Raw genomic sequence first — 11397 nt, forward strand, 5'->3', positions numbered from 1 at the left:
AAACGCTTAACGCCGAACGCAATGCATAAAGCAAAACGCCTAACGCTCAGTGGTAGCACCATGCGTTAGGCGTTTTGCTTTATGCGTTAAGCTAACTATTATTGCAATGTAGCTAAAACAGTTACACCGCCTTTTACTACTTCATTCAGTTGAACGTTTACTTTTGTTCCCAAAGGAAGCAGCAAGTCTACGCGGCTACCAAATTTAATGAAGCCGTATTCAGCGGCTTGCGCTACCGGCTGGCCCACTTTCAAATAGTTTACAATACGTTTTGCAAGCGCGCCGGCAATTTGTTTTACAAGAATTTCTGTGTTGCCTTTTTTAATTACCACGCTATGTCTTTCATTTTCAGTAGATGATTTTGGGTGCCATGCTACCAGGTATTTTCCTTTGTGGTATTGATTATAAATTACTTCTCCGCTTATTGGGTTACGGTTTTGGTGCACGTTGGCAGGGCTCATGAATACAGAGATCTGCAAACGCTTATCATGAAAGTATTCTTCGTCAAAAACTTCTTCGATTACTACTACTTTTCCATCTGCAGGGCAAACAACCAGATTTTCACCGGTGGTGAGTACGCGATTGGGTACACGGAAAAACGAAATAAGAAACAGGAATGTGCCCAATGTAACAATAAAGATCAAAAGGCTGACAATGGGAAGACTGGAACTAATGAAATAGAACGATAAAAGGTTAAGTACGGCAAAAACTATGGCTCCAATGGCTATGGATTTGTATCCTTCTTTGTGTATATGCATGTTTACAATTAAAAGGCAAAAGTAACAATTGGCGGGGAAATACAATAACTGAATAACTGATTAACTGAATAACTGAGTTGAGCATGTATGGTAAAAATGCTTCACATAAACTTCAATTATTCAGTTAATCAGTTATTCAGTTATTTGCCTCAATGCGCTGGCTGATGCTGTCCTTCTGCCACTTCTTCAATCAACTTTTTATTGAACGCCGGCAAATCTTTTGGTGTTCTGCTGGTTACCAAACCATTATCTACCACGACTTCTTTGTCTGTCCAGTTTGCACCGGCATTGGTAAGATCAGTTTTTAGAGATGGATAAGATGTAAGATCCCGGCCGGAGAGCAGCCCTGTTTCAATTAATAACTGAGGACCATGACATATAGCGCCTATTGGTTTTCCACTTTCCATAAATTCTGTTGCGAAGGCTATACAATCTTTATTAATGCGCATTTTATCAGGATTAATTACACCACCGGGAATCATCAATGCATCATAATCTTCTGTGTTTGCCCTGCTAACGTTGACATCTACAGGCGGCAGTTCTATGGACCAATGGTCGTGCGACCAGCCTTTAACTTTTTTTTCCTGCGGAGAAATGATATGCACGGTTGCACCTGCATCTTCCAATGCTCGCTTGGGACTTGTAAGTTCTTCTTCCTCAAATCCGTTCTCTGTTAAAATGGCTACTTTTTTTCCTTCGAGCGTTTTCATAACATTTTGTTTTAAATTATAGAATAAGGTCTCAGAAGCATTTGCGTAAAAAATGTACCATCTGCAGACTTACATATTCTGGTAAATTTTTTCCCATAAGAAACCCGCTCACGTAAAAAAATTAAAATATCGGTGAACCACGCGAATAAAAAAGCCGCCTCTATTTGGAGGCGGCTCATTTATTGAAATCTATTGTACGGTAGTATTATGGTTTTGATCTTTTCATGTTATTGATTTAAAACTTTGGTGTTTCTTTCGCTAGTTTCTTAACGAACTTATCTAACTCTTTGCTCTTATAAAATTCAAGGCATCTTAAAAATAGCGGCTTCTTGTTTTCATAGTCCGCTATTTGTGTTGGTTGAATAGAGTTTACAAACGCTTTAGCAATACTGTCCATTTTCCCGCTTCGCTCTTTCATAATTGCATAGTTAGACATTTCCATTAGGACGGTTTCACTTATATCTTTATTGTAAATGCTATCATTAGGAAATGCTTCCTGTATGCATTTATAAAAGACATAATCTTTATAAACAGAGGATAGCCTGATTTCATTGTTTTTGGAGCTTGCACAACCAACTACAAGAGCAACCATACAAATTCTAAAGAATATACTTTTCATAATTAATTATTTAAGTTCCCAAAATCCAAGCTTTGCGATACCCCCAGAGGCATCAAAATAGCAATGATCACTAACACATGTTGAGCCATTCCATAAACTGGCATGACCAGTAGCACCGAACAAAGGGATTGAATTTGCCTGCATTATGTAGATACCTTTTTTTCCCAAAATTGGCGTTTTAAAATCAGTTGTACCTCGAAGAGATCTTGTTGTAATGATTGCATTTGATGTACCAAAAGTTTTTATCATCCAGTTATATAATTTGGCAGCACTTAGAAAGTAATACTTATTGTCTGCTCCTTTGAATGTGTGGTCAGGAATATTGGGTATATTAACTCCCGAATAGTTCAATGCCATAGAAACTCTTAAAGCACACGCATTTGCGAATTTCTTTGGATTGGAATTGTACAAATTTAGTACTGTCCCTCCAACTACACCATATACCAGAGGCCCAGGTAGATCGTTCCCATTTGCATCTTTTGGATATGCAGCGTCCATATCTGACCATTTAGGCAGAGCCTGCGGCGGGAACGTCGTTGTTTTATCATCCCACCAACTTTTATCTTCGTCATCAACCAGATCAGGATTCGCTTCAAAATATCTGGAACCTGCATCTCTAGTCGGTCTAGATCCGGGCGTTACAGGAGGTGTTGAATTATTGCTTGGCGGTTGTGTTACGTTGCGTGAAGGGGGACTTACATTTAGATATCCATCATTTCTATCAGACCTGTTAAATTTAATAATATAGTTTTTGTTCATGTTTATATACACTTTATTATCACCCTCATTGGGAGTGTTGACTACAACAGGTACCGAATAACAATAATAGCCGTTTTCATAATAATAGTCGCCAGTGCTACCCGGAGGAGCTCCTACTAACTGGCCCTGATTTCCAACATTCATCATCTGAACACATTGGGTAACCCAGTATGTAGTAGTGCCTTGAACTTGTCGATCCGCTTTTCCCGGTGTTCTTATAATGAAATAAGTTGTGTCTTCATTTGTATTGTAAATGCGCTTATCTGTTACTACAAAAGAAGTATCACCAAAGATTCTATTATTCAAATACATCAGCATATTAGTAATATACTTAGCATTTAAAGAGTCGTCCGACTGCCCAAAGCCATATTTTTCGTACTCGTGCCCTCTTATAAGATTTATCGAAACGTTTGAGTTTGTCGCTCTTGCAAGGAAAAAAGAGGATGTATATTTTTCGTCTTTTTTTTACCAAAGGAATGGTTACTGTTGAATCTCCGTTTCGATCTATTTTTACAATAGATTTATCCCACAGAGCATAGCCCTCTTTTTGTGTCAAATCATCGATATAACTAAAATTGTTATCGTCCCTTCTAATTACTTCTGCAATATTTTTTACTATTTGCGGTACATAAGCCGGCACAGAAAAAAACTGATCAGCGTTTTGTGATGTTTCAATTTTTTGGGAATTGTCCTTTTTACAGCCAGATATACAGCAAAATACGAATGCACAAAATGCATAAAGAAACCGTGTCTTCATCTTGAGTTTTTAAGATATTAAAAGTTGTTGACTGCTGCATTTGCAGCGATAGGAGGTATTAGGACAAAGACACCAATTGGTATTTAATTGAAACCGACGGCGGCAAATTATACCTTAAAGTTCAAGGCCAGTTGGGGGAAACCGTAAAATAGGTTCAATTCAACTTCAATTACCGGTCTTTTCAAATAAATTCTGGATTAATTGACATACCGTTGGGTTTTCGCTTCGCGATGCTTAACATGTCGCCCTTACGGGGCTGGTATTTGGATCTCCGTAACGTAATGATGGCTACGAACGTGTTGCCCCGCTGGGGCTGTGTGGAAGCATTCCCGATTGTTGCAATTAGCCCCAGCGGGGCGACACGTTCGTAGAAAAGGAAGCAATTTAAAAAATCGCGAGCCAGCCCCAGCGGGGCGACATGTTAGTAGCTATCGTTTCAGCGGCAGACAATTTTTGAAATATCAGCGTTCTGGACCTGACAAGCTTTTTAAAACCTGTCAGGTCTACTGGGGCGACACGTTTGGTGCGTCGTTGAAATAAAAAAACCGCCTCCTTATGGAGACGGTCCTTTATCAAAAATATTTGTATTGTAAATACTATGATTTTGGTCTTTCCAACAATTTGAAGAATTGGTCAAGTTGTGGAAGGATAACGATTCTTGTGCGACGGTTTGCAGCTTTACCTTCTGGTGTATCGTTTGTCATAACTGGTTTGTACTCGCTACGTCCTGCAGCAGCCATTTTAGCTGGCTCAAGACCGTATTGTTTTTGCAATGTGCGAACAACAGTAGTAGCACGCAATACAGAAAGATCCCAGTTGTCTTTAATCAAACCATTTCCGCGGTAAGGAACGTTATCTGTATGTCCTTCAACCATAAATTCGATATCTGGCTGAGCTTTCAACACAGTAGCCACTTTACCAAGAACAACTTTTGCCTGGTCAGTGATATCATAGCTGCCGCTTTTGAAAAGAAGTTTATCAGAAATATCAATGTAAACAACACCTTTGTCAACTTTAATGTTGATGTCTTTGTCATCAAGGTTACCAATGGCACCTTTCAGGTTCATCACCAACGCCATGTTCAAAGAGTCTTTACGAGCCAGTGAAGCTTGTAAATCCTGGATGTAAGCGTCTTTCGCGCCAATGTTATCCATAGATTTTTTGATGCTTTCTGCCTGTGAAGAAGAGATCACAGAAAGATCTTGCAATTGCTTTAACGCTTGTGTGTTGTTTTCTTTCAGGAATGAAATTTGTTTGTTCAAATTGTCATTCTCCATTTTCAGGTTGTTTAGTTGACCTTGCACATTGCTTTTATCGGTCAAACATCCTCTTAATTGATTATTCAAAGAATCATTCTGTGCGCTAACACGAATATAGTTGTCGTGTTCAGCTTGTAGTTTCTTTTTGCTTACGCAAGAAAATAAGGTTACAGAGCTTAGTGCGGTCAATAAAATAAACTTGGTTTGCATAATCGTGTTTTTTAAAATAACTACGTTTTAAACTTGACGGTAAATCGGCCGGGGCAAATGTATATCAACAAAATAAATACCGTGCCATAAAAATCACTTTTTTAACAGTTTAGACCCGAACTTTTTATAAAAACCTCAGGTTTACACTTATCGCATTAGATTTTATACTTATAAAATGCGAAATAAGTGTAGGATTATATCTCTGCGTATAATTAATAATTAGCAATTAATAATTGATAGTTCGTCTCTCTAAAAGTTTGATCTCTCCTATTTTGATGGGCCTCAAAAGCCTTCAATTAGATTGAGCCTATCATCTGGAAAGAAAGACCGCTTGTCATCCCGACGAAGGAGGATCTCAGTATTTGCTCAGACGGCATGCTAATGCCAGACCCAGATCCCTCCTTCGTCGGGATGACAAGCAACATTCTTTTAGTTTTACGAACTGCTTACCTAAATGACATTCCTTTATTCATTATTAATTCACAAAATGCACATCGTTTACTTTCTGTTGATCTATCAATTGTTGCAGTCTTGGTTGTGTGTTCAGGCGTTTGTCCATTTGGTTTAGCACACTATCTGAAATGAACCAATTCATCGCATACGGTCCTTTCGACAGCGTGTCTTTATCGATCGTTGGGTCGTTATATAAGTGTATCGGGTAATAAATAGCGTTTGAAATGCTGTCTCTGCCGGGCTTTATAGTACCAACGAAGCTTACAAGCCTGCGATCGTTTACTGTTGTTTGCATATCATAAGCACCAAGGATGGTAAGCAACGGTGCAGACAAATCATTTTTAAATGGTGTTACTTTTTTTAACACCACATCACCTTGGGGGCTGTTTGTAATGTGCAACACAACGAGTTTCAATTTTTTTATCCGTGCTTTTAGAATAGGGTTGCTAACAGTATCGGCTGTGCGCAGTATGCTGGTTATCATTTCCTGTACCACGCCAGCACCGGAGTTGTCAAAATAGCCGCCATCTACAAAATAGTGTGCCCTGCTGCTGTCTTTTACTTTATCCTCATTGCTTTTTATCCTGCTATCCTTTTTATCAATTTCACCCTGCTGTTTTGGAATCAATTCATCTATTCTGCCGGCAGGGCTTACATAAGGAAATCTTGCGCCGAGAATAGCCGCACTGCTCAAACGTATCGACTTATTATTTTCCAAAAGGGAAAGAACATCTACGCGTTTATTAAAGACAGGGTTGTCCAGCTTTATGGTGCAAACAACGCCCGGTGTTCCGTCCTGCACACGCGTAGTGTTGATGCATAACACAGGAAGGCCTGAATAAGTATTTTGTTGAGTAACGCACTGCGACATGTTGGTGGAATCGAAACGGAGTCGATAATAAGAAGTGTCCATACATGTTTCAAAACCATTTTCCAGCGCCTTTGCTCTGTCTCCAACCTTTGTTAGCCGCACCACATAATTTATTACAGGTATGTAGTTGAAGTAATCTGGCCCCAGCATATGTGCAAGGGTGTGAGTAAGAAAGTCCTGCTTGAGATAGTTCTTTGCAGATTTTTCAAATTGCGGTTGTGGCGAAACATCTTTAGCATGTTTTAATAATGTAAAAAAAGCTGCAACGCCAACACCTCCGCCCGATGTGCCGGATAAACAGAAAACGTGTGAGGAGAAACGATCGTTTGGTGTTTGCGCAATGGATGAATCTTCCAATCTACCCAATACAGAAGCCACCCAATAGCCAGATCTTGAAGCGCCGCCATTTGCCAGTACAAAGTAAACGGGATACACGCTTGCGCTGTCAATATCATTGTGATGCTGCAACCACGACACGAAATGCTGATCGATGGATTCTCTGTTGGCGTAGGAAACAAACGATGCATTTTGCGTGAGTGGCACTTGTCTTACAAAATGATTTTCTGGTGTAGGTAATAATGCTGCTAAGATGAATATGATGAAATGCAGATTGACTTTTGTTTTTACAGAAAACATGGTGATGATGTTGCCAAAGCCGAGCAGCATTGCAAAAGCCAGCAGTACCAAAGGAAACGGCCCGATGCTTACCGCAAATTTATAGGAGAGTATGGCGGCAAGGTAAATGATGAAACCTGCAAGCGAAAAGATATTGAACCACTTGAAATAGCCAATCTCAATGGTGGGAAGGTTCACATAGCGCATTATTTTTTTTAGTATGCGGTCTATGAAACCATCTTTTTGTTGCGAAAGCTTTTGTTGGGCCGCTGTTCTTTCCATATCATTTCTTCGAAGGTTGATATAGAAAAAATAGACCAGCAAACCCAGCACCAGCATGATAAATACAGTTTTAATGCTATTGTGAAAAACCGGAAGTTGAAAAACAATCAACAATAATATAAACAGGATGCCTGAGAGGTTGAACAATCTGCGTATAAGCGCAGGCTTTTCTTTGCTGAGCTTTATAAAACGGCTATCAAATAACCAAAGAATAAGGAGGCTGATAAAAAGCAAAATGAATGGACTTACCTTACTAAAGAATACAGGATGTAAAAGATTTTCAAAAGCAAGTATCAATACAAGAAAACATGCATAGCCAATGATGCGTGGAAAATGATCGAGGTAAGAAAGCCTGACTTCATATTTGTCACAGCATTGCTCCTCGGTTAATGATTCATCAAATTGCTGCACATAACCGAGTTGCCTGGCTTTCTTCATATAGCTGATGATTCGCGAAGAATACCAGGACACATATACCCAAAAGGCAATGGCGATGAAGAAGTATGTTTTTACGATCAGATTATCTTCAAAAGAATGGACGTTGCCATCATTCTTTACATTTTCTATAAACGTGATGATGACATCTTTCCCCTGGCCCAAACCAATAAAAATGAACATCACAAAAAGAATGAACAGTATGGAAGGGAAAAACAGCCAGATCGATTTTAATAAGTTGGACAGGATCGTTAAGGCTTTGGGAGAAGTGGCAGGCATAATTGATCAATTATGCACTGTAAAGTACGGAATGGTTGCGGGTTTTGCAAGGGCGAATGGAGTTGTTGGTTGATAGTTATTAGTTGTTAGACTTCATATGCAGATATCAAAGCTGATAAGAAACTCACTTTATATGCAGCACCTTTAGCCTAACAACCAACAACCAACAACTATCAACCCTAATCGCATTGCGACAAAAACCACTGCGTGCCGGACTTGCCCCAGTTTGGTGACAGGTCGGTTGCAGGAACAAACTTCGTATACATTGCTAATGCTTTTTCGAGGTATGGTTTTGCTTTTTCTTTGCCACCACCAAATACTTTAGGTGTGTAGAAAGTATTTTGTCCTTGCAGATAAACTGGTCTTGGATTTGTTGAATCAAGCTGCTTTGCTTTCTCAATATAGTTATCGGAAGCCTTGCCGTATTTCATATAACGTGCCGGAGGATTTACGGTCATGTGTGCAGTAGCGATCATGCTTTTGATCACGCATATCTCAGAGTTTTCGCTTCCTGCAAGCTCTTGTGCTTTTGTAAGCAGGCTGTCTGCTTTATCCGCAATAACATCTACCTGTTTTTTGTCTTCGCGCATCAAAGCATCCATGATGGTGCAGTAAGATGCATAGTAGTAGGGAAGCCATTGTGTTTTCTCTGCGTTGGCAATACGTTCAAAATTGTTAGAGAGATCTATGATCTTTCCATTAGACAAAGCTGAGTCCAGCATTGAAATGTTTTGTTTCATCGCCGAAGTATATCTTTCACTCTGGCTAAATGCTGCCACTGTTGCAACAATTGCGAAAACTGTGAGGATTGTTTTTTTCATTTTTATTTGGTGTTTGTTTTTTTATTATTTGTTGGTTGTCGTTGGCTCTGCGAGGCTTGTAGCCTCGCAGTTCTACTCTGTTGCCTTTGGCAGCCTTATCGTCAGAGACGATAGAATGGTCCTGCAAGGCTACAAGCCTTGCAGAGCTTGTTGAATGTCGTGCATCGTACATTAGAGATTGTTATTTATCACGTCTTCTGTTCTGTCAATACCAAAGCTAATGAAACAGCCTAAGAAGTAAAACCTGCCAGCGGGTGGCGTTACGGCCACTTTGTTCATTCCATCGGCTGAGTAGTTGTAATTATATACCAGCTTGTTTCCTAAAACATTTGTTGCTGAAAGCACCCACACGATAAATGTTTTGGAGTCTTTTTTTCCGAGCCTTGGTAAATAGTTTACGCTAAAGCTCAGGTTATTATAGGTCACTGTTTTTCCCTGGTCGGCAATGTAATATTTTCCTGCGCCATCTGCCATTAAGTTATAGTAAGGTCTTCCGGTTGCAAAAGTGTAAGACGCGTTGAACTGTGTTTTCCAATTCAAAACAAATTTCTTTACCACTGCAGAAGCCGTATGCGTTGCGGCAAAATTTGGCTGCATTGATTTTGGATAATTCAAATAGTCACGCTTTGTATCGAGATATGAATAAGATATCCAATAGTCGAAATTCTTTAATGATTTTTTGTCTCGCCAAAAAAGTTCAATTCCTTGCGCATAACCATAACCTAGGTTGTTTGTGTCGGGAACGGTTTTTAGAAGGTCATTGTATTTTTTGTAATAAGCTTCTACGCGAAACGTATGCTCGGTCGTAAGCTTTTGATAGTTGAGTATATAGTGCGTTGCCTTTTGATACAGGTATTTATTGGAAAACAGCAAATAATTACGTTCAGGTTTTTGATAAAACATACCGTAGGCAAAAGAAACCTGTCCTTTGTTTCCTAATTTATAGGCAATCGAAGCACGGGGAACAATGTCTGATTTTTTCAGGTAAGAAGAATACTCATAACGAGTTCCCAACTTGGCTGCAAGGTCGTTGGTAATGTAAATGTCTGTTTCTGCAAATAATGCAGTGAAATTATCTACATAACTGCTCAACGCATGGAAAACAGTGTCGTTACTATAGTCTGTATTTTCTTTGTTCCACAGATATTCGCCGCCAAATCGTACAGCGCTAATGCCTGTTATTCTTTTCTCCAAAACCGTTTTTAAAGTTGCGAGTTGGCTGCGCGAATCTACTTTGAAAGCTTTTTGAAAGTAAGGATAGTAAGGTATGTGCTGATTTTCATTATCCTGGTTTTGCAAGTCCGTATTTACATTGTCAAGATTATGGCTGTAAGATGTACCGATGTTAAGCTTCCAGTTTCTGCCCAACACTTCTTTGTAAGAAAGATTCGCATACTCATTGTTGTTATACAGTCCGAAAGCATTTTTCAGTGTTGAAGAATCAATGTCCTGATTTCTGAGGCCTAGTTGGTTATAATTGAAATAGCCATAAAATTTGAGCATGCCGGTTCTGGATGTTTTGATGCGGAAGTTGGTTTCCGCATTGTGGTACAAAGGCATTCTAAAGTAATCCGGCTTTTGCGGAACGATTGCAAAATATGGAAGCAGGTTGGTGTAGTTATAGTTAATGCCCCAACTTGCCTTGTTATTCTTCGCCAGTTTTTGATAGCCTGCGTTTAGCCCAACAGTTGACAAGCCCACGTTTGCGGAGGTTCTTTCTGGCAGATCAACGGTTTCAAGTATTAGCGCTGCAGACAAAGCTTGTCCATACAATGCAGAGTAGCCCCCTGATGTAAAGACTGTTCCTTTAAACAAGAAAGGATTGAAACGGCCGCGTTGTGCAATGTCCGGAACACTGCTAAAGAAGAAGTTATTTACCAGAGTACCGTCGATAAATATCTTCGCTTCTTCACCACTGCCACCGCGTACGAACAGGCCTTCTTTTTCACCGACTTGTTGTGTGCCTGGCAATGTGCGTATTGCGGCCGTTACGTCTGCGTTTGCACTCGCTGTTGTAACAATGTCAATAGAGTTTAAAACAGTTGTACGTTTTGAATCACTTGCTTCGAAAGAACCTGCGGTTACTATCACTGCCTTTAATTCATCGAGGTTTTCTTTCAGCATTATGTTTATAGGCATTTGGCCCGCATGCAGTGTGATGTTTTGTTCCCATGGCTTGTAACCCACGCAGGTTACAGCCAGTATTTTTTCACCTTTTTCAGGAGTGGAGAAGTTATAACGTCCGGAAGAATCGGATGTTGCACCATCGTAAGTATCCCTCAATGTAATGCTGGCGCCAGGTATAGGTTTGCCTTTGTAATCCTTAATAATGCCGGATAAGGTGGTTTGTGCAAACGAAAATGCAGAAAGCAGAAGTAAGGTTAATGTGATGAATGTTTTGTTCACGGTGGCGTTTATTTGAATACAAAAATAATTTCGCTTATAGGGTATGTCAAATTCTTCGCCGAAATTTCGCCGATAGCTGACCGAGGCAATGACCGAATAACTGAATAATTGAATAACTGAAGGGTTATATTCGAATAGCCTTTTAAACAGAGAGCACTCAGTA

The 11397-nt window shown here is 39.7% G+C and carries 11 protein-coding genes; 1 reads left to right on the plus strand and 10 read right to left on the minus strand.

What is annotated here, in order from left to right; genetic code table 11:
• Positions 1–98: 98 nt before the first annotated feature.
• The 7 genes from KTO63_RS04260 to KTO63_RS04290 all read right to left on the minus strand — a co-directional run bounded on the left by KTO63_RS04260 (position 99) and on the right by KTO63_RS04290 (position 7911).
• Complete coding sequence (locus KTO63_RS04260) at positions 99–758, minus strand: phosphatidylserine decarboxylase family protein (RefSeq protein ID WP_217789906.1); 660 nt, start codon at positions 756–758, stop codon at positions 99–101.
• Positions 759–907: 149 nt separating this feature from the next.
• Positions 908–1468: a type 1 glutamine amidotransferase domain-containing protein gene (locus KTO63_RS04265; protein ID WP_217789907.1), complete on the minus strand. Its 561-nt coding sequence runs from the start codon at positions 1466–1468 to the stop codon at positions 908–910.
• Positions 1469–1703: 235 nt separating this feature from the next.
• Complete coding sequence (locus tag KTO63_RS04270) at positions 1704–2087, minus strand: T6SS amidase immunity protein Tai4 family protein (RefSeq protein ID WP_217789908.1); 384 nt, start codon at positions 2085–2087, stop codon at positions 1704–1706.
• 6 nt (positions 2088–2093) lie between these two features.
• Positions 2094–3152, minus strand: a complete 1059-nt coding sequence (locus tag KTO63_RS04275) for a type VI secretion system amidase effector protein Tae4 (protein WP_217789909.1) — start codon at positions 3150–3152, stop codon at positions 2094–2096.
• Between the two features lie 25 nt (positions 3153–3177).
• Positions 3178–3603, minus strand: coding sequence for a hypothetical protein (locus tag KTO63_RS04280; protein ID WP_217789910.1), 426 nt, complete (start codon positions 3601–3603; stop codon positions 3178–3180).
• Between the two features lie 596 nt (positions 3604–4199).
• A complete protein-coding gene (locus KTO63_RS04285; protein WP_217789911.1) occupies positions 4200–5072 on the minus strand; it encodes an OmpA/MotB family protein in 873 nt (290 codons plus the stop codon).
• A 475-nt stretch (positions 5073–5547) separates the two neighbouring features.
• Complete coding sequence (locus tag KTO63_RS04290; RefSeq protein WP_217789912.1) at positions 5548–7911, minus strand: hypothetical protein; 2364 nt, start codon at positions 7909–7911, stop codon at positions 5548–5550.
• Between KTO63_RS04290 and KTO63_RS04295 the strand changes: the two genes are divergently transcribed.
• The gene (locus KTO63_RS04295; RefSeq protein ID WP_217789913.1) at positions 7904–8080 is read left to right on the plus strand and encodes a hypothetical protein; all 177 of its coding nucleotides are present in this window, start codon (positions 7904–7906) and stop codon (positions 8078–8080) included. The genes KTO63_RS04290 and KTO63_RS04295 overlap by 8 nt on opposite strands.
• Positions 8081–8186: 106 nt before the next feature.
• On the opposite strand, the gene KTO63_RS04300 is transcribed toward KTO63_RS04295, so the two are convergent.
• The 3 genes from KTO63_RS04300 to KTO63_RS04310 are packed head-to-tail and all read right to left on the minus strand — an operon-like array spanning position 8187 to position 11234.
• Positions 8187–8828 (minus strand): hypothetical protein, encoded by a 642-nt coding sequence (locus KTO63_RS04300; RefSeq protein ID WP_217789914.1) that lies wholly within the window; start codon positions 8826–8828, stop codon positions 8187–8189.
• The gene (locus tag KTO63_RS04305) at positions 8773–9000 is read right to left on the minus strand and encodes a hypothetical protein (protein ID WP_217789916.1); all 228 of its coding nucleotides are present in this window, start codon (positions 8998–9000) and stop codon (positions 8773–8775) included. The genes KTO63_RS04300 and KTO63_RS04305 overlap by 56 nt, the downstream gene beginning before the upstream one ends.
• The gene (locus KTO63_RS04310) at positions 9000–11234 is read right to left on the minus strand and encodes a TonB-dependent receptor (RefSeq protein WP_217789919.1); all 2235 of its coding nucleotides are present in this window, start codon (positions 11232–11234) and stop codon (positions 9000–9002) included. Before KTO63_RS04310 ends, KTO63_RS04305 begins: the two co-directional genes overlap by 1 nt.
• Between the last annotated feature and the right edge of the window lie 163 nt (positions 11235–11397).

The sequence above is a fragment of the Pinibacter aurantiacus genome (assembly GCF_019130065.1).
GTDB lineage: Bacteria > Bacteroidota > Bacteroidia > Chitinophagales > Chitinophagaceae > Pinibacter > Pinibacter aurantiacus.

Bases quoted from the DNA above. Each gene is read 5' to 3' on its own strand.
- KTO63_RS04260 (WP_217789906.1), bottom strand. From the start codon at position 758: ATGCATATACACAAAGAAGGATACAAATCCATAGCCATTGGAGCCATA.
- KTO63_RS04270 (WP_217789908.1), bottom strand. From the start codon at position 2,087: ATGAAAAGTATATTCTTTAGAATTTGTATGGTTGCTCTTGTAGTTGGT.
- KTO63_RS04290 (WP_217789912.1), bottom strand. From the start codon at position 7,911: ATGTTCATTTTTATTGGTTTGGGCCAGGGGAAAGATGTCATCATCACG.
- KTO63_RS04285 (WP_217789911.1), bottom strand. From the start codon at position 5,072: ATGCAAACCAAGTTTATTTTATTGACCGCACTAAGCTCTGTAACCTTA.
- KTO63_RS04295 (WP_217789913.1), top strand. From the start codon at position 7,904: ATGAACATCACAAAAAGAATGAACAGTATGGAAGGGAAAAACAGCCAG.
- KTO63_RS04300 (WP_217789914.1), bottom strand. From the start codon at position 8,828: ATGAAAAAAACAATCCTCACAGTTTTCGCAATTGTTGCAACAGTGGCA.
- KTO63_RS04265 (WP_217789907.1), bottom strand. From the start codon at position 1,468: ATGAAAACGCTCGAAGGAAAAAAAGTAGCCATTTTAACAGAGAACGGA.
- KTO63_RS04305 (WP_217789916.1), bottom strand. From the start codon at position 9,000: ATGTACGATGCACGACATTCAACAAGCTCTGCAAGGCTTGTAGCCTTG.
- KTO63_RS04280 (WP_217789910.1), bottom strand. From the start codon at position 3,603: ATGAAGACACGGTTTCTTTATGCATTTTGTGCATTCGTATTTTGCTGT.